The organism is Fretibacterium sp., assembly GCF_057312375.1.
This window is the reverse complement of sequence record NZ_DBHLDX010000003.1, coordinates 27,979-45,607: the sequence shown is the minus strand read 5'-3', so window position 1 is coordinate 45,607 and position 17,629 is coordinate 27,979. Positions and strand designations below refer to the sequence as shown.

General features: G+C 67.4%; 14 protein-coding genes. 5 read left to right on the top strand and 9 right to left on the bottom strand.

Annotated features, from left to right (window positions below; all coding sequences use genetic code 11):
• Positions 1–60 precede the first annotated feature (60 nt).
• Positions 61–2,637 (top strand): DUF3160 domain-containing protein, encoded by a 2,577-nt coding sequence (locus ACO41U_RS01200; RefSeq protein WP_485941141.1) that lies wholly within the window; start codon positions 61–63, stop codon positions 2,635–2,637.
• A complete protein-coding gene (amrB, locus tag ACO41U_RS01195) occupies positions 2,630–3,424 on the top strand; it encodes an AmmeMemoRadiSam system protein B (RefSeq protein ID WP_298779746.1) in 795 nt (264 codons plus the stop codon). The genes ACO41U_RS01200 and amrB overlap by 8 nt, the downstream gene beginning before the upstream one ends.
• Here amrB and citX read toward each other — a convergent pair.
• Positions 3,402–4,679, bottom strand: coding sequence for a citrate lyase holo-[acyl-carrier protein] synthase (gene citX / locus ACO41U_RS01190; protein ID WP_485941140.1), 1,278 nt, complete (start codon positions 4,677–4,679; stop codon positions 3,402–3,404). The two genes, amrB and citX, sit on opposite strands and share 23 nt — an antisense overlap.
• Positions 4,680–4,905: 226 nt before the next feature.
• Here citX and citC point away from each other — a divergent pair, with 226 nt between their 5' ends.
• Positions 4,906–5,901, top strand: coding sequence for a [citrate (pro-3S)-lyase] ligase (gene citC / locus ACO41U_RS01185; RefSeq protein WP_485941139.1), 996 nt, complete (start codon positions 4,906–4,908; stop codon positions 5,899–5,901).
• Positions 5,902–5,980: 79 nt separating this feature from the next.
• Here citC and ACO41U_RS01180 read toward each other — a convergent pair whose 3' ends face one another.
• The 5 genes from ACO41U_RS01180 to ACO41U_RS01160 all read right to left on the bottom strand — a co-directional run bounded on the left by ACO41U_RS01180 (position 5,981) and on the right by ACO41U_RS01160 (position 12,824).
• The gene (locus tag ACO41U_RS01180; RefSeq protein WP_485941138.1) at positions 5,981–7,288 is read right to left on the bottom strand and encodes a Na+/H+ antiporter family protein; all 1,308 of its coding nucleotides are present in this window, start codon (positions 7,286–7,288) and stop codon (positions 5,981–5,983) included.
• A gap of 128 nt (positions 7,289–7,416) precedes the next feature.
• A complete protein-coding gene (locus ACO41U_RS01175; RefSeq protein WP_485941137.1) occupies positions 7,417–8,244 on the bottom strand; it encodes a histidine racemase CntK family protein in 828 nt (275 codons plus the stop codon).
• A 5-nt stretch (positions 8,245–8,249) separates the two neighbouring features.
• Positions 8,250–9,818, bottom strand: a complete 1,569-nt coding sequence (gene hutH / locus ACO41U_RS01170; RefSeq protein WP_485941136.1) for a histidine ammonia-lyase — start codon at positions 9,816–9,818, stop codon at positions 8,250–8,252.
• Positions 9,819–10,132: 314 nt separating this feature from the next.
• Positions 10,133–11,503, bottom strand: coding sequence for a tRNA uridine-5-carboxymethylaminomethyl(34) synthesis GTPase MnmE (gene mnmE, locus ACO41U_RS01165; RefSeq protein WP_485941135.1), 1,371 nt, complete (start codon positions 11,501–11,503; stop codon positions 10,133–10,135).
• Positions 11,487–12,824, bottom strand: a complete 1,338-nt coding sequence (locus ACO41U_RS01160; protein ID WP_298779728.1) for a tRNA nucleotidyltransferase/poly(A) polymerase family protein — start codon at positions 12,822–12,824, stop codon at positions 11,487–11,489. Before ACO41U_RS01160 ends, mnmE begins: the two co-directional genes overlap by 17 nt.
• 245 nt (positions 12,825–13,069) lie before the next feature.
• Between ACO41U_RS01160 and ACO41U_RS01155 the strand changes: the two genes are divergently transcribed.
• Both ACO41U_RS01155 and ACO41U_RS01150 read left to right on the top strand, forming a co-directional pair.
• Positions 13,070–13,675, top strand: coding sequence for a M20/M25/M40 family metallo-hydrolase (locus tag ACO41U_RS01155; protein ID WP_485941134.1), 606 nt, complete (start codon positions 13,070–13,072; stop codon positions 13,673–13,675).
• A gap of 106 nt (positions 13,676–13,781) precedes the next feature.
• Positions 13,782–14,507, top strand: coding sequence for a B3/B4 domain-containing protein (locus ACO41U_RS01150; protein ID WP_485941133.1), 726 nt, complete (start codon positions 13,782–13,784; stop codon positions 14,505–14,507).
• A gap of 69 nt (positions 14,508–14,576) precedes the next feature.
• Here ACO41U_RS01150 and ACO41U_RS01145 read toward each other — a convergent pair whose 3' ends face one another.
• The 3 genes from ACO41U_RS01145 to ACO41U_RS01135 all read right to left on the bottom strand — a co-directional run bounded on the left by ACO41U_RS01145 (position 14,577) and on the right by ACO41U_RS01135 (position 17,628).
• Positions 14,577–15,659, bottom strand: a complete 1,083-nt coding sequence (locus ACO41U_RS01145; RefSeq protein ID WP_485941132.1) for a M24 family metallopeptidase — start codon at positions 15,657–15,659, stop codon at positions 14,577–14,579.
• A 62-nt stretch (positions 15,660–15,721) separates the two neighbouring features.
• A complete protein-coding gene (locus ACO41U_RS01140) occupies positions 15,722–16,405 on the bottom strand; it encodes an ABC transporter ATP-binding protein (protein ID WP_485941131.1) in 684 nt (227 codons plus the stop codon).
• Between the two features lie 2 nt (positions 16,406–16,407).
• A complete protein-coding gene (locus ACO41U_RS01135; protein ID WP_485941130.1) occupies positions 16,408–17,628 on the bottom strand; it encodes an ABC transporter permease in 1,221 nt (406 codons plus the stop codon).
• Position 17,629: the final 1 nt, after the last annotated feature.

The following is a 17,629-nucleotide window of genomic DNA, read 5'->3' as shown; positions in this document are numbered from 1 at the left end:
AGCCGGGCCGGAGGGTTCCGGCCACATTCGACCATTTGTATTTTTGGAGGGATGTACGAGATGAAAGGAAAATGGCTAAGACGTTCGGCAATTTGCCCCTTGTTTGCGCTGCTCCTGGCGGCGCTCTTGACGGGCGCCGCCGAGGCTGCTCAGCGCTGGGTGGTCACAAGCCCCGTAGCTCCGGTCTTCGAGGATCTGAAGGACGTAAAGGCCGCCCCCAACGGCCGATGGGAGGCCTACCAGCCGAAGGAAGAGGAGAACACCTTCTGCATCGCCTACGGCGACACCCTTGAGGCGGAGCCCTCGAAGCAGGAGGGCTGGCTCTCCATCAAAGCCGGACCCGACGGGACGGAGCTGCTGGGCTTCGTGGAGCAAAAGCTCCTGGTCCCCATGCCGGAGCACGAGGGCTTCGCCCCGCGTCCCTGGCAGGTCCTGAAGGACGGCGCCATGCCGTACCTCCTGCCGGGGAGCCTGCCCCTCTCGGACTATTCGAAGTTCACGCTTCCCCGGGGCGCCGTGGTGACGGCGCTGGGCCAGAAGCAGGGGGAGGATGGCGCCCTGTGGGTCCTCTGCACCTTCTACACGAACTATGATGAGGGAGCCGATCGCGAGGCCCTCTCGGTACTCCAGGAAAAAGCGGGGGCCTCGAACCCGGCGTTTTCGGGCTCCGACAACCGCCAGGCCTGGCTGCGCGCGGAGGACCTCAGGGACCTGTCCGCGTCGTCGCCCGACCTGACCCGCGTCGAGGAGGAGAACCTGCCAGCCTCCCTGGAGGAGGAAGCCCGCGCCGCCCTTCTGAAGAACGGCTTCTACCTCGACCCGGCCCCTCAGCTTCGAGATTTCATCAACGAGGACGACCTGGTGGACTGCTATTCGGACATGGACGAGCTGACGGCCAAGTTCATCACGGCGGACCTGCCCATGCACGCCTTCCACCTCTACTTCGACCGTTCCCTTCAGAAGCTGGAGGAGAAGGCCCTGGCTCCCCGCGTCACGGGGCTGCTCAACGCCATGAGGGACGCCGCCGCGAAGCTGCCGAAGCAGCTCTCCGCCTCCGAGCCGGGACGGACGGCCGCGGCCAACGTCAAGGACTTCATCGCCCTCGGCCTCTACCTGGCGTCGAACGGCAAGGGGAACGTTCCGGCGGAGGTCCGGGAGTTTGCGGAGGGTGCGATGCGCGGCTCCGGCATCCTGGAGACCAACCCCTTCACGGAGCTGCCGCAGGACCTCTCCCTCTTCGGCCCCAGGGGCCACTACACGATGAACGACGGGCTCAAGGCCTACTTCCGGACCACCTACCTCCTGGGCACCGCCTGGCCACTGGACAGCGAGAACGGCGCGGCGGCAACGCTCATCCTGAACCACATCCTGAGCACCCCGGAGGTCCAGAAGCGCTGGCGCGCCCTGGCCGACCCAATCTCCTACCTGGTGGGCAGCTCCAACGTCAACTCGTGGGACGACCTGTCCGCGGCCCTCAAGCCCTTCAAGCTGGGGGACCTCGCCAAGCCGGACCGCGTCAAGGCGCTCGTGGAGGCGCTCGATGCGGCGGGGAAGAAGAGCGTCATCCAGAAGCTCGATGGCAAGAAGTTCGCCGTCCTGCCCCGGCGCGTCACCTTCGACGCGATGGTCTTCGACGCGCTGACCTTCCCCGCCACGAGCACGCGTGAGGACATGCGGCCGCTCCCGGACCCGCTGGACGTCATGGCGGTGCTAGGCTCCCCGACCGCTCAGGCCGAGATGAAGCCGAACGGGAAGTTCAAGGACTACGAGAAAAATCAGCGGGCCATGGCCGACCTCTGGGAGGCTTACTCGACCGGTAAGGACGGCGACAACGTCTACACGGACGTCCTGAAGTTCGTCCGGGCGTACCTCGCCGAGGCGGGATCGAAGCAGTTCTTCGCCAACCGTCCGGCCTGGGGCTACAAGAAGCTCATCACGGCCGAGGCCGCGATGACGGAGCTGAAGCACGACACGATCCTCTACGCGGAGCAGAGCGGCGCGGAGATGGGGGACGGAGGCGGAGACCTCTGGATCCCCGGCCCCTTCAAGCTGCCCATCCCCCGCAGCTACGTCGAGCCCGTTCCGGCGCTCTACAGCGCCCTGGCAGAGGCCGCGGACCGCCTTGTGGAAACCCTGACGAAGCTCCTGCCCAAGGAGAACGAGAAATGGCGGGAGTACTACGCGGCGAACCTGATGTCCTTCGCCAAGGACATGCGTGGGCTGACGGCGATCGCCGAACGCGCCCTGGACGACTCCATGACCTGGGAGGACTTCGAGCAGCTGCTGAGCTTCAGGCTGGCCTCCGTCCTGCCCGAGGACATCGGTGAGATCGTGGGCGAGGAGGCGCAGCGACAGCTTCGCATGGCCCTCGTGGCGGACGTCGCCACCTCCGTTCCGACGGGCGAGGTCCTCTTCACGGGCACGGGAACGCCCAGGAAGCTCCGGGTCTACGTCAACGACAAGTCGGGCGGATTCCGCGTCACGGAGGGCTACATGTTCTCCTACTACACCTTCACGACCCCGATGGGGGAAAAGCGGATGGACGACGATGAGTGGAAGGCCCTCGTCTACGACGAGAAGCGTCAGGACGAGCTGAAGACGGCCCTCCCCTACTGGCAGAACAAGGTCAATGACTAGCTTATCGAATCGACTCAGACGGATTGCGGCGGCCCTGGCGGCCGCCGCCTGTCTTGTTTCCGCGGCGGAGGCCGCTCCCCGCGTCGTCGGGGCCCTAGCCCCACACCACAGCGTGGCCGGAGCGATGATCGACCACCTCTACGAGCGGCTAGCCTCGGAGGACGCAACCCCGGCCCGCGTCGTGATCATCGGCCCGGACCACTTCGGCCGGGCCCGCGCGGGCGTCGTCCTGGGCGCGCCGGACTGGAGGACCCCCGCAGGGGACCTGCTGCTGTCCGGCGACGCGGCGGCTGCGCGCGCCCTCTCCTGGGCCATGCCCCGCCAGGACGACGCCGTGCAGCGGGACCACTGCGTCACGGAACACATCCCGCGCGTCCAGCGCTTTTTTCCCGGCGCGGAGGTGTTGTGCCTCCTGGTGCGGACCGGCGCCAGCGACATGGAGCTCCTGCGCGCGCACCGCGTGCTGACGCGCCTGCTGCGCCAGGAGGGGGGCGTGGTGCTCCTGAGCATGGACCTGTCCCACTACAAGCCGCGGGCCGAGTCCGACGCGGAGGACGACCGGACCCTGGCGGTCCTGAGGGGCTTTCGCACGGGCGAGATCGGTGGGCTGGACGTGGACTGCCGGCGCGGCGCACGGCTCTTCCTCGCCTTGATGCAGACCCTGGGAAACGGGGAAGCCGTCCTGCTGGAGCGCAGCAACTCCGACGACTACGCCTCGCGCCCTTCGCCGCGCACCACGGGACACGCGACCTGCCTCTACCTCCCTACAGCCCCGCCCGCTCCATAAAGAGGGCCAGGGCCAGGAGGTCCGCGGACCCTCCGGGGCTGAGGTTCCGGCGGATCATCACGCGGTCCATGCCCCGCGCTGCCCAGGGGTGCATCCCCTGCGGCAGGCAGAGGGCGGCCCGCGCCATCGCCCGGACCAGGAGGAGCCCTTTCCGTCCGCCGCGATACAGGAGGTTAGTGTCCGTGCAGCGCGCAAGGAGCCCCAGGAGCGCCGTCAGCGGCCCCTTCGCCTCCAGAGCGGCCCGCGCCCGGAAGGCCGTCGGGAACCCGGCCATGGCCTCCTTCACCGCCCCGCCTGCGCCGTAGCGGGCGCGCACCGACGCGCCGTGGGACCCCTCGCCTCCCTCCCGCCTCTGCTTCGCCAGGGCCGCCACGCGCTGAAGGACGTCCCGCCCGTCAAGGAGCGACGCCCCAAGCGCCCCCAGCAGCAGCCCCAGGGCGAAGATCGCCCCGCGGTGCGCATTGACGCCCCCCGTGGCCTCCATCATCGCGGCCTCCGCCTCCACGCCGATCCCCCGCAGCGGGAGGAACCGGTCCGGCTCATCCATTCCCGCCCTGAAGAATCGCTCGAAGTACGGGCGAAGCGCCCTGGCGCTCCTCTCCAGCATGGGGAGGTCCATGTCGCGGTGGGCGCCGTTGTTCGACCGGTCCACCAGGCCGGGCTTCGGCGTGAGGCGCGCCTCCTCCAACAGCGCGGCTTCCGCCGCCTCCGCAAAGCGCGGCGCAGCCCAGCCCATCAGGAGCGCCCGCGCTGCCGCCTCGACGGCAGCCAACCCGTGGGCCCGGCTGCGGGCGCAGTCAAAGGCCGGCCCGCCGCACACAATGCAGGTGCGGGGCACGGCCCTGGAGAGCTTGTGTCCCTCCCCGTCCAACACGTCCACGTCGAGGAGCCGCCCCACGGGCGCCTCCGCCTCGACCGCCTCCCCTAGGACCTTGAGCGCCGGCGCCTCCATCCGGAACGCGAGGAGGGCCTCCGGCCCAGCCGCATCCCGCCTCACCTCCATGGCCAGGGGCGGGGGCAGACGCGCCTCGAGCTCGTCAAGTCCATGACGGAAGGCCAGTTCGATCAGGGGCGTATCCTTGACGGGGCCGGGGACGTTCATACAAAGGCTGACGAGGGGCGTTCCCCACCGCGCCAGCAGAGCCCGCTGCGCCGCCTGGCGCCGCTCCCGTGCCTGCAACACCTCTTCTAGCCCCACGGCCCTCGGCGCAAAAAACTCGATCCTCCGTCCGCCCCTTCGCTCTCCGCCCGTCATCCCAATGTCCCCTCTCAAAGTGCCGCCCTGCTCCGGGAAGGCGCGCCCCGCTTTCGGTACGGCTCAAATGATATAATAAAATTTGTGTTTTATGAGAGTAAAACCCTGCGACTAACGGTTTTAAAATAGAATGAAAAGCGCGGATTTTCGAAACGGACTTACAGGGCCTGTGCCGTTGCAGAGGCAGCGGAGCAACGGAATCCGTGTTGTGCGGGAGGTGGTCGTCATGGGAGAGGTCAGCGTGGACGCGATCTATCGGCCGGAGAGGGACCCGGAACTGGCGGCGCTCCTGAAGGCGAACGACCTCACGCTGCCGGAGGAGGCGGACGAGGGCGTAGGGCTCTACGAGGACGGGCGCCTCGTGGGGTGTGGCTTCCTGAAGGGGAACCTGTTGCAGGGGGTCGCCGTCGACGCGGCGCACCGCGGCGAAGGGCTCTCCGCCACGCTCATCACGGCCCTGATCCAGAGGGCCGTCCAGCGCGGCATCACCTATTGGCAGGTGATCACCAAGCCCGACATGGAGCGTTTTTTTGCAGGCCTTGGATTTCGCAGGGTGGCGGACGCACGGCCCTACGCCGTCCTCCTGGAGGCCGGAAGCGGCAGCGCCTCGGCCTACGCGGAGGACCTTCGGCGTCAGGCGGAGGGCCGGCCCACGCCCCGCGCCTGCGTCGTGATGAACGCCAACCCCTTCACGCTGGGCCATCGGCACCTCGTGGAGCGGGCCGCCTCGGAAAACCCCTGGGTGTGGGTGCTGGCCGTGCGCGAGGACCGGTCGGAGTTCCCCTTCGACGTCCGCTTCCGGCTGATGCGCGAGGGTACGGCGGACCTGGCCAACGTCGAGGTCCTTTCGGGCGGCGAGTACGTCATCTCCGCGCGCACCTTTCCCGCCTACTTCACGCGGCAGGAGTCGCTGGCCGCGGCGCAGGGCGCGCTGGACGCGGCCGTCTTCTGCGACCTCGTGGCCCCCGCCCTCGGTGTCGCGAGGCGCTACGTGGGGACGGAGCCCTTCAGCCCATCCACGGCGCGCTACAACGAGGCGCTCCTCGAGCGGCTGCCGAAGTGCGGCATCCAGGTCGTGGTGGTGGAGCGGGCCTCCGCAGGGGGAGAGGCCGTCAGCGCGTCGCGGGTGCGGGCTGCGCTGGCCGCCCAAGACTGGGGCACCGTTCGGGCCATGACGCCGGACAGCACGTACCGATACCTCCGGGAGCGGCGTCCAGGCTGACCCAGGGGCAAAAAAAGGGGCGGGGCGATGTTTTCGCCCCGCCGGCCGAGGGTCAGGCCCGGAAGCCTGCGGCGCCGCGCTACAGGTACTGCGACAGGATGATCGCCGCGACCATCAGCGGGATGTTGAAGTGCAGGAACGTGGGAACGCAGGTGTCCCAGATGTGGTCGTGCTGGCCGTCCGCGTTCAGGCCCGCCGTGGGGCCGAGGGTCGTGTCGGAGGCCGGGGAGCCCGCGTCGCCGAGGGCCGCCGCTGCCGCGATCAGGAGGCACGTCGCCGGCGTGGAGAAGCCCATGTGCTTGCAGAGCGGGACGTAGAGCACCGCCAGCACGGGGATCGTGCCGAAGGAGGTGCCGATGCCCATCGTCACCAGGAGGCCGATGAGGGTGATCATCGTCGCCGCCATGACCTTGCTGCCGCTCATGGCGTTGGCCGCCGCGTGAACCAGTTCGTCGACGCCGCCCGTCTGCTTCATGACGCCGGCATAGCCGCCCGCGATCAGCATCACGAAGGCGATCATGCCCATGAGTTTGATGCCGCCCGCAAACTGGTCGTCGATCCTGCTCCAGGGGACGGCTCTCAGGGCGAACATCACCACGAGGCCGCTCAGGGCGGAGAGGGGCAGGGATTCGGTCCAAATCTGCACCGCGACCACAACGAAGATGGCCAGGACCGTGATCCAGTGAGCCGGCTTCAGTTCCTCGGAGATGGCGTCCGTGGCCGACGTGTCCACGTCCAGCGTCTTGTACTCGCGGGGCGCGGCGTAGGAGATGAAGATGGCGACCAGCAGGCCGAGGAACATCGCCACGCCGAGGTGCCACGTGTAGTGCCAGACCACGGCCGTTTCGATGGGCATGCCGTTCTCGGTCATGTTCTTTGCGATGATGCCGTGGAAGATCGTGCCGAAGCCGAAGGGGATGGCGATGTAGGGCGCCTTGAGTCCGAAGGCCAGGGAGCAGGCCGCGCCGCGGCGGTCCAGCTTCATGCGGTTGAACATGGCCAACATCGGCGGGATCATGATGGGGATGAAGGCGATGTGGATGGGGATGAGGTTCTGGGACAAGCAGCTGACGCCCGCCAGGATCAGCAGCAGCACCGCCCGCCGGTCCCCCATCAGGCGGGACATCTTCTTGCCCATGATGTCCGCAAGGCCCGTGGTGGCGATGGCCGTGGCGAAGGTGCCCAGCAGCAGGTAAGCCAGGGCCGTTTCGGCGTTGCTGCTGAACCCCTCCGTGATGATGCCCATCACGTCGCGGAACGGGATACCGCCCACCAAGGCACCGGCGTAGCAGGCCACCAGCATGGCCGCCAGGATGTTGAGCTTGAAAAGGCACAGCACGCACAGCACGATGACGGAAACCGTTACCGGGTTGGTCAGAATAGACAATCTAAACCCTCCTTCTGTCTGATAAAGTCCGCAAGGTCAAAGATATGGCTCAAAAATGCGCCTCGGCCTGGGGGCGGCCCGTCCAAAGGCCACTCCCGCCCCTCTTAAAAAATTATAGCATCACGGCATCACCTCACCGCATATAGGTCAAGCTCGACCTCGACCGGCTCGTCCAGGGAAACCGGCCCCTCGATGAAGGCGCCCCGCACCTCCCCGCCCCGCCGGACGACCGAGGCGGTCAGGGCTCCGGCGGGCTGCACGTATCGCCTGCGGAATTCGCCGTCTCGGACCTCCACGCTCTCCGCCACCGCCGCGGCCAGGCTGCCAGACCCGCAGCTCCCCTCCTGGAACAGCGTCCCCACGGAGGGGACCTTGACGAACGGCGTTAGCCGCGCCTCTCCCGCCGCGTCGAGACGGTTCAGGAAGATGACGCCATAGGCCTCAAGCCCGGCCATCCCCTTAAAGGCCGGCTCCGCGCGGTGGAAGAACTCGCGGCTCGGAGCCTCGTCCCAAACCACGAGGTGAGCGATGCTGCCCAGGTGGACCAACGTCCCCCCGAACTCCGGGACGGGGCGAACCGCAAGGGGCAGGGGCATCTCCGTCCGCGCCGTGCCCTCCGCCCAGTCCACGTCCACCGCGATGGGGTGGTTGCATCCGCTGACCTCGATCCGCACCCTCTCAGGCCGAGGGACGCGCCCTGCTTCCCGTGCGGTCCACATGCCCCAGGCACGGGCCGCGTTGCCGCAGAACTCGCCCCCGGCCATCTCAAGCCGGGCGGCGGTGCCCATGAGGGGGACGGAGGCAAAGCCCACCTGCTCGACCTTCATCTCCGGCAGGGCGGCGATCAGCTTTCCCGCGGCGTCGGCGCGCAGCGCGCGGTCGACGGGCGTCAGCACGAAGAGCGTGACGTTGCCCGCCGGGTCCGCGCGGACCACCTTCAGCCTCACGAGGCTCACGACGGCTACTCCAGGTCCGGGACGTGCGCCCTCACGATCTCCAGAAGCTCGCCGCTGCGGACCATCCTCTCGACCTCCGCGATGTCGGGCCAGATCTCCCGGTCCACCTCGTAGAAGGGCACCTTCTCGCGCACGTGCTTCAAGAGCGCCTCGTGCAGCGGCGTGATCCCCTGGCCGTGGGTGTCGAGGCGACGGCGGACGTCGATGGCCTGGCAGGCCGTCAAGAGCTCGTCCGCCAGCACGGAGAGGGTGTTCTGCACGATCCAGCCCGCCTTGCGCGCGGCGGTGGTGCCCATGGAAACGATGTCCTCCTGGTTTGCGGAGGAGGGGATGGAGTCCACGGAGGCCGGATGCGCCAGCACCTTGTTCTCCGACACCATGGAGGCTGCGGCGTACTGGACGATCATGAAGCCGGAGTTCACGCCGGCCTTCGTCGTCAGGAACGGGGTGAGGCCGTTGGAGAGCGCCGCGTTGACCATGCGCTCCGTGCGCCGCTCGGAGATGTTGGCAAGCTCGGAGCAGGCGATGCCCAGGGTGTCGAAGGGGATGGCCATGGGCTCGCCGTGGAAGTTGCCCCCCGAGATGACGGCCTCGTCCTCCAGGAACAGCAGGGGGTTGTCCGTGACGGCGTTCAGCTCGATCTCCACCTTGTCCAGCACGTAGTCCAGCGCGTCGCGCACCGCGCCGTGGTACTGGGGCACGCAGCGCAGAGCGTAGGCGTCCTGCACCCGATCCCCCTGGCAGCGGTCCAGTATCTCGGACCCCTCCATCAGGCGGCGCATGTTGGCGGCCACCCGGATCTGCCCCCTCTGGCCGCGGGCCTGATGGACGCGCGGGTCAAAGGCGTCCTTCAGAGCGGTCAGCCCCTCGAAGGACAGGGAGGCGATGACGTCCGCCAGCTGGGCCGCGCAAATCGTGTCGTAGAGGGCCAGGGCCCCGACCGACGTCATGGCGCAGGTGCCGTTCGTCATGCCCAGGCCCTCCTTGCAGGCCAGCGTGCTCAACGTCGCGATCCCCGCCTTCTCCATCGCCTCCGCTCCGCTCATCTCCACGCCCTGATACAGCGCCCGCCCGCGCCCCAGGAGGGGCAGCGTCATGTGGGCCAGCGGCGCCAGGTCGCCGGAGGACCCAAGGGACCCCTTCTGGGGGACGACGGGCGTCACTCCCCGGTTCAGCATCTCGACGAGCGTCTGCACCAGGACGGGCCGCACTCCGGAAACCCCCTCGCACAGGGCGTTGGCCCGCAGGAGCATCATGCCGCGCACCACCTCGGCGGCGTAAGGGTCCCCCGTGCCCGTGCAGTGGCTCAGGATCAGGTTCGTGGAGAGCTGGTTCGACATCTCCTCCGGCACCGCCACCTTCTGAAAGTCCCCGAAGCCTGTGGTGATGCCGTAGGCCGCGCGCTTCTCCCCCACGATCTTCTCCGCCAGCGTCCGGGATCGCTCCATGGCGCGGAGGGCGGACTCGGCCAGCTCCACGGAGGCGCCAAACCGCGCAACGGCGACGAAGCCCTCAAGGGAGAGGCTCTTTCCATCCATCACAACGCGCTTCACTGCAGAAGGGTTCATGATCATCGGCCTAACCTCGCTTTGTTTTTACATACCCACCGGCACAGGCTTCTCCGGGGGCTGGAACGAACGGAGCTTAAAACAAGCTCAAGAGAATCATGCAGCCAACGGCAATCAAGGTGGATACGGCGCCCCCTTACTGCGCCCTGTTAAACTGGTGTTTTTTCAGATCAGTAAATTTTAAATAGTGGCATTTGTTTATTTAATTGTAGTTTACTATGGCGCGGACGAAATGTAAAGGCAGGGAACAAAAAAACGGCGGGTCAAGGCCCGCCGTTTTTTGTCGTTGCGCTCTCTTAAAGGTCTGCCTCGCTGCCGGCCTACTTGCCGACGCAGAAGCGGCTGAAGATGGAGTCCAGGAGGTCGTCGTCCGCTGCGATTCCCAGCGTGCGTTCCAGGGCTTTCCTGGCCGTGCCCAGGAGGGACGCCGTCACGTCCTGTTCCATGTCGGCCTCCAGGACCCTCTGAGCCTCCGCGATGGCCTCCGCGCAGGCGCGAAGCTCCGACAGTTGCCGTGCCGTGACGTTCAGCCCCGCGTCCAGCGCGCCGCCCGCCGTAGCGATGGCGACGATGGCCTCCTTGAGGGCGTCCAGGCCCTCCCCCGTCTTGGCGGAGATGGCGAGCGTCCTCCCTTCCGGGACGATGGCCCGCAGGTCGTCCTCCGTCACTGCAAGGGCCTTGTCCGCCTTGTTCAGGACGATGATCGACTCCCTCGTCCCCAGGCTGCGGATGTAATCCCGGTCCGCGTCCTCCAGGGGGGCGGAGCCGTCCAGGAGCCACAGGCAGATGTCCGCCTGCTTCAGGGCCGCCCGCGCCCGTTCGATGCCGCTGGCCTCGATCTCGTCGGAGGGGACGCGCAACCCCGCGGTGTCCACCAGCCGGATGGGGATGCCCCGATAGGTGACGGTTTCCTCGATGATGTCCCGCGTCGTGCCCGGCACGGCCGTCACGATGGCGCGGGACTGCTTCAGCAGGGCGTTCAGGAGGGACGACTTGCCCACGTTGGGGCGGCCGGAGATGACCACTCGGATGCCCTCCCGGAGCAGCAGGCCCAAGGAGCAGCGGTCCTCCAGGTCCCGCAGGCTGATGCGCAGCGTTTCCAGCGCGTCGTGCAGGCCCGTCGGGTCCAGGGCCAGCGCCTCGTCCTCCGGGAAGTCCAATCCCACCTCAAGGTCCCCCTGCAGGGTCAGGAGCTCGTCGCGGATCTGGCGCACGAACTCGGAGAACTCCCCCGACAGGGTCCGCGCCGCGGCCCGCAGGGCCTCCTCGCTGCGGGAGCGGATGATGCCGAGCACGCTCTCGGCCTGGGACAGGTCCATGCGCCCGTTCAGAAAGGCCCTGCGGGTGAACTCCCCCGGCTCCGCCATGCGGGCCCCCCGCCGCAGCAGTCCCTCAAGGCACAGCTGGGCCACCAACGTTCCCCCGTGCGTGTGGACCTCCACCACGTCCTCGCCCGTGAAGCTGTGAGGCCCTGGAAAGTGGACCGCCAGGACCTGATCGATGGCGTTGTCCGCGCCGTCCAGGAGGGCGGCCAGGCACATCGTCCGGGGCGGGGGGAAGCCCTTCGGCCCAAAGCGCAGGACCGACCGGGCCAGCGGCACGGCACAGGGGCCGGACGCCCGCACGACGGCGATGCCCGCCTCGCCCCAAGCCGTCGATATCGCGGCGATCGTGTCAGACGGAGCGTGCATGGCTGACGACCCACTCCTCGGCCTGAGCGCGGTTCGTCACCCGCCCCGTGCCGACGGCCACGTCAAGCCCGTCCAAAAGAGCGCCGATGATGCGCCCTGGAGCCAGCCGAAGGAGGCTCATCACCTCGTCCCCTCCGAGGAAGCGCGAGGCGCCCCCCGTCTGAAGCGCCACGGACTTGAAGCGGCGCAGCACCTGGGCCAGACGCCATCGATTGTCGGACAGCGTCTCCAGGTGCGGCAGGCCCTCCGCCCGCGCGATGCAGCCCGCGAAGTCAAGTCCCGCCGCCATCGCGTCGGCCCCGTGCTCCAGCACGGACCGGCACAGGTCCTCCTCCGTCCGCGGCTCGTAGAACCTGCGGTAGCCGTCGATGATGGCCTGCGCGGCGCGAATCGTTTCCGCCGGGATGTTCCACTGGCTCAGGAAGGAGGAGGTCAGCGCCTCGTTCTTCCTCCGCTCTCCTTCGTCCCCGGCGTCCAACGACCTGGTGCCGATGCGGCTGAAGAGCCCCGCCAGGATAAAGGCCTCGTCCTGCATGATCTTGTGGGTCGGCAGACGCCTCTCGATGACGGACAGGGTCGCCATGACGTGGCTGAAGAGCGTCCTTCCGCGCCCGTCCGGCACGGACTTCAGATCCTCCAGGTCCTTCAGGAAGAAGGGCAGCAGGTTGTAGTGGTCGCAGAGTCTGATGAAGCGCCAGGGGCGCTCCTTCATGCCCTTGATGATCTCCCGCCCCCAGCGTTCGGCGGGGATGGCGTTCATGCGGTCCGAGTGGCCCCTAAGGAAATCGCGCACGTCCATGTCGGTCCGCCAGAAGACGTCCATCCCCAGCTCCGCCGCAAAGCGCAGGATGCGCACGATGCGCAGCGGGTCCCTGTCGATCAGGTCCACGTCGTCGCCCGTCAGGCGGATGACGCGGTTTCGGATGTCGCGGCGCCCGCCGAAGGGGTCCACCACCCCGCCGTCGCTGCGCAGGGCGATGGCCTCGATGCTCAGGTCCCTGCGTGCCAGGTCGTCCGCGATCGTGTCGCCCTGGAGGCTGTAAGCCCGGAAGGGCGCGCCCAGAACCGTCCCCCGGAGGACGGGGAACGTCCCTTTGGCGTCAACCGTCGCGCTATCCAGCCTGTCGCTCAGAGAGCTCAGGTCCCTTGCGTCCACGGCCAGCGTCATGACCTTCGGATCGATGCCCATCTCGATCATGCGGGCGGAATCTCCGACCAGCCAGGCCTTCACGCCGGTCCTCTCCACCGTCTTGAGAACGCGCAGATGTTTCATCTCCACCACCTCCAGAAAACCGCACCCAGGAAGTGTGCCGCCGGTCATAGACTCCCCCTCCTACTCCTTAATATTTATTGAACTGCTTTCTACTGCAACATAAGTTTAACCCAAAAGCGTCTATATATCCAGAAGAATACTGCTTATATTAAAATTTAACAGCAGTGACTTTTGACGACGGGGGCGGAGGCGCAGCTCCTTCCCACGCCCATCAATTTATGCTATCATTTTTGAACACAGTCAAGTTTTTAACGTGGCAAAGCACCCCGGACACGACAGGAGGAAAGATCACTTTGAAGGAACGGATGAACCGCTTTATCGACTCCCTCAGGCCGGAGCTCTCCCGGATGTCCGACGACATCTACGACCATCCGGAGGTTGGCCTGACGGAGCGGCATGCGTCCCAGTTGCTCACCGCGTGGCTTGAGGAGCGGGGCTTTGCCGTGGAGCGCGGCGTGGGGGGGCTTGAAACGGCGTTTCGGGCCGTCTGGCGCCAGGGGGAGGGCGGCCCCCGTATCGGGCTGCTCTGCGAGTACGACGCGCTACCGGCCCAGGGGCACGCCTGCGGTCACCAGATGCAGGGGCCCTGCATCCTGGGAGCGGCCGCGGCTCTGAAGGACGGAGGCATCAAGGCGCCCTTCAGCGTCGTCGTCTACGGGACGCCGGCGGAGGAGACGGTGAGCGGAAAGGTCCTCATGCTGAAGCACGGGGACTGCTTCCACGACATCGACGTCGCCCTGATGATGCACGGCAGCGGCGAAACGACGACGGACGTCAAGTCCATGGCCCTGACCAGCTTCACGGTGACATACCACGGCCGGGCGGCTCACGCGGCCATCCGGCCCGAGGAGGGGCGCAGCTCGCTGGACGCCATGATCCTCGCCTTTCAGGCTGGATGAAGTACAGCTGGCGCGTGTTCTGCTGGTGGGTGGCGCTGGGCTGCATCCTGGTCGCCATCGCTCAGGCGATCCACCTGGGGCCCTTTTAAGCCTGGGAGGGGACGCGATGAAAAGACTGATCCTCGACGACGCCTTTCAAGCGCTCTTCCCCGATGCGGCTCTGGCGGTTCTCTGCGTGCATCTGGGGCCTGAGGCCCGCCGTCCTGCGGAAGCTCAGGCCGATGAGATTCGGGCCCTGCTGGCCCAGGCCAACCTGGAGGCGCGGAAGCACCTGACCTCGGACGTCATCTCGGAGAACGCCATCCCCGCAAGCTGGCGAGAGGCCTACCGAAGGTTCCCCACCAAGAAGGGAGCCCGCTGCTCCATCGAGAACCTGCTGAAGCGCGTCCTGCACGACAAGCCGCTGACCTCCATCGCCCCCACCGTGGACCTGACGAACGCGATCTCCCTCCGATACGGGTTCCCCATCGGGGCGGAGGACCTGGACGCCTTCGTTGGCGACCTGCACCTGGGGGCCATGAAGGGGACCGAGGACTTTCTGCCCCTGGGCGAAGATGCCCAGGACCCGCCGCTCCCCGGAGAAATCGGGTACTACGACGAAGCCGGTGCGGTGTGCCGCTGCTGGAACTGGCGCGACGGCCGCCGAACGGCGGTGACGGACGGCACCGTCAACGAGTTTATCGTCATGGAGTGCATCGAGCCCCACCGTAGGGAAGACTTGAGGGCGGCCCAGACGGAGCTGACGGACCTGCTGAAAAGATACGCCGGCGCAGAGGTCCTGGCCAGCGGGCTCGTCACCGCGCAGGCCCCTGAGATGGTCATCGCAGGCTGACTTCGCGCGAGGGCGGCCCCGGAAATATCCGGGGCCGCCCTCGCGTCCGTCGTCAAACAACCTTTGGGATTACTGGAGCACCTCAAGCTCCTTGCTGTAACGGTTCAGCCTCTCGCAGCCCTCCTCCGTCACCAGGACCAGGTCCTCGATCCGCACGCCAACGTCGTCCTTCAGGTAGATGCCCGGCTCGATGGAGAAGATCATCCCCGGCTCCGTCAGGCGATGGTCTGCCGGCGACACGTCGCCGTACTCGTGCGTTTCAAGCCCGATGAAATGTCCGAGACGGTGGGTGAAGTTTGGCCCGTACCCCGCCGCCGTGATGACGTCCCGCGCCAAGGCGTCGATGTCGCAGAGCCTCACTCCCGGCCTTACGCCGGCCTCCGCCGTTTCCTGAGCCCGCCGCACCGTTTCATAGACCTGGCGATGGTGCTCCGACGCCGAACGCCAGAAGAACGTCCGCGTCATGTCCGAGCAGTAACCGTCCTTTCGGCAGCCCACGTCGAACAGGACGCAGTCCCCTTCCTTGAGGACCGTCCCGTCCGGCGCGTGATGCGGGTCCGCAGCGTTGGCGCCGAAGGCCACCAGAGGGCTGAAGGAGAAGCCCTGCGCCCCCAGTTCGAGGTAGATGTCCATGAGCTGGCGGGCCACCTCCGCCTCCGTGACGCCCTCGTGAACAAGGCCTTTGAAGCGCTCCATGGCCTGATCGTTGACGCGGGAGGAGGCGGCCATCCTCTCCCGCTCCTCCGCGTCCTTCACGCCCCGGGCCAGGTCCACGGCCGGCGAGGCGACGATCAGGTCCTCCGGCGCCCAGCGCTCCAGGAGTGGCAGCAGGAAGCACGCCGGCATCCCCTTGTCGACGCCCAGCTTTCCAACGTTCCCGTGCCAGAGGCGCTCCGTCACGAGCGCCATCACCGGGTCCCCGTCCGAGTGGAGGACGACCTCCAGGTCCGGGTCCTCCTTCAGCCCGAACAGCCGGTTTGCGAAGAGGATGGGCCTTCCGTCCTCGCGCAGGCAGAGCGCGAAGAACCGCTCCATAGGGTGGACGTCCTGTCCCGTCAGGTAGAGGATGGACAGGGGGTCCATCAGAAGAAAATCCGTCACCCCAAGCTCCCGCATCCCGCACAGCACCCGCTTCACGCGATCTCCGTTCATCGTCAACGCTCCTCCTTCACATTCGAGAAAGGGCCCCGCGCCGTCGAGGCCAGGCCCTGTCGTTACGACAGCCCGTTCCCCTCCGTCAAGCGTCCGTCGGCCATGGTGTACACCCGGTCGGCGAAGTCCAGGGTGTCCAGGTCGTGCGACACGACGAGGAGCGTGGTCCCGTCATCCTGCAGGGCCGCAAGACACTCCATCACGCCGCGGCGGGAAACCGCGTCCAGGTCCGAGGTGGGCTCGTCCGCGATCACGATGGAGGGGCGGTTGACGAGGGCGCGGGCGATGAGGGCCCGGCGCAGCTCGCCCCCCGACAGGTCCTCCGGGTAGGTGTCCGCCAGCCCCTCGATGCCGAAGCGCGAGAGCAGGAGGCGCGCGGCCCCTTCCCCATCGCCTCCGTGGGGCCACAGGACGAAGGGCAGGAGCACGTTCTCCAGCACCGTCAGTCCCGGCAGCGCGGACGGCCCCTGAGGAATGAAGCCAATCGCGTCACAGCGCAGGCGCGAGAGCCGGGCGTCCCCCAGGTCCGCCAGGTTCTGCCCCAGCAGCTCGACGGAGCCGGCAGTCGGCGAGAGCATCCCCGCCGCCAGGTTCAGGAGCGTGGATTTGCCGCTTCCGGAGCGCCCGATGACGCTGACGCAGCTTCCGGCCTCAACGTCCAAGCTCACGTGGTCCACCGCCAGGAAGCGCCGGTCTCCCCGGCGGTACTCCCGGCAGAGGTCGTTCAGTCGAAGCACCGGAGCCATGGTCACGCCTCCCTCATCGCGGCGCTGATGTCGGTCCGCCCCGCCCTCAGGGCCGCCGAGAGCGCCGAAATAAGGCCCGTCAGCACCGCCGTCGCCAACGAGCCCGTCGTCAAAAGCAACAGCACCAGGGGGGACGGCAGCAAAAAGGGCATGCGGAGGGCTGAGGCCAGCCCGGAGGCCAGGGTCACCAGGGCCGCGATCGCCAGCAGCACCCCAAGGGATGCGCCCCACAGGCTCTCCAGCAACGCCTCTCCCAGAACGAGGCGCACCAGCTTTCCGCGGCTTGCGCCCAGCGCGCGAAGCACGCCCATCTCCCGCCGCCGCTCCGCCAGGGTCACGGCAAAGAGCAGCGCGATAACGCACGCGGCAAGCAGCCACACCATAGCCCCGACGCCCTTCAGGACCCAGGACACCGCAGCGAGGCCCGCGCCGATGTTGTTCACGAACTTCTTGCTGAAGAGGGCGTAGATGCCCCTGTCGTTGAAGCGCCGGTTGATCTCCTGAGCCGTCGCCACGGAATCGTGTCCTGACTCGAGTTTGATCATCACAGCAGAGATCAGGCTGTCGTCGCTGGTGAGGGGGTGCTTGAAGATGCGCTCCGCCTCGCGGGCCAGCGCCACGATGGTGGGACGGGTCACGAAGACCGCCGCGTCGAAGCCCATGCCCGTCTGGTGGAGCCGGCCGGCGATGCGGAGCTCCTTTCCGAAGAACTTGAGCGTTTCCCCCGGCTCTCCGACGACGCGGCAGCCCACGACGGCCTCTCCATCCGTCAGGGCGCGCCGGAGCTCCCCGTCGAGCCAGGGCTTGATGATGAAGTCCGTGTCGAAGTCCACGCCGATCAGCTGCAGGGGGTAGGAGCAGCAGGAAGCCCTGAGCGTCGCCAGAAAGACCTGTGGAGACATGCGGGCGATCCCCTCCACGCCCCGCAGGAGCTCCAGGACGTCCCCCGGCAGGTAGAAGCTTGAGGGTTCCCCAGACAACAGGACGCTGTCCACGTGTGGGTCGTAGCCCTCCGGCACCACCATGACGTCCGCGCCCAGACGGTTCGCCATGCTCTCCGCTCCGGACGAGAGGCCCATGAAGAGAGCGGACCCGGCGCAGAGGAAGAAGGAGAGCAGGAGCACTGCCGCGATGAGGCAGGCGCTGCGGCCGGGCTTGCGGCGGACGTTCCTCCGCGCGATGCCCAGAGTGGAGAGCGATCGGGTCAACGTGCCATACTGCACC

Bases quoted from the DNA above. Each gene is read 5' to 3' on its own strand.
- citC (WP_485941139.1), top strand. From the start codon at position 4,906: ATGGGAGAGGTCAGCGTGGACGCGATCTATCGGCCGGAGAGGGACCCG.
- ACO41U_RS01140 (WP_485941131.1), bottom strand. From the start codon at position 16,405: ATGGCTCCGGTGCTTCGACTGAACGACCTCTGCCGGGAGTACCGCCGG.
- citX (WP_485941140.1), bottom strand. From the start codon at position 4,679: ATGACGGGCGGAGAGCGAAGGGGCGGACGGAGGATCGAGTTTTTTGCG.
- mnmE (WP_485941135.1), bottom strand. From the start codon at position 11,503: ATGCACGCTCCGTCTGACACGATCGCCGCGATATCGACGGCTTGGGGC.
- ACO41U_RS01145 (WP_485941132.1), bottom strand. From the start codon at position 15,659: ATGAACGGAGATCGCGTGAAGCGGGTGCTGTGCGGGATGCGGGAGCTT.
- hutH (WP_485941136.1), bottom strand. From the start codon at position 9,818: ATGATCATGAACCCTTCTGCAGTGAAGCGCGTTGTGATGGATGGAAAG.
- ACO41U_RS01200 (WP_485941141.1), top strand. From the start codon at position 61: ATGAAAGGAAAATGGCTAAGACGTTCGGCAATTTGCCCCTTGTTTGCG.
- amrB (WP_298779746.1), top strand. From the start codon at position 2,630: ATGACTAGCTTATCGAATCGACTCAGACGGATTGCGGCGGCCCTGGCG.
- ACO41U_RS01160 (WP_298779728.1), bottom strand. From the start codon at position 12,824: ATGACCGGCGGCACACTTCCTGGGTGCGGTTTTCTGGAGGTGGTGGAG.
- ACO41U_RS01150 (WP_485941133.1), top strand. From the start codon at position 13,782: ATGAAAAGACTGATCCTCGACGACGCCTTTCAAGCGCTCTTCCCCGAT.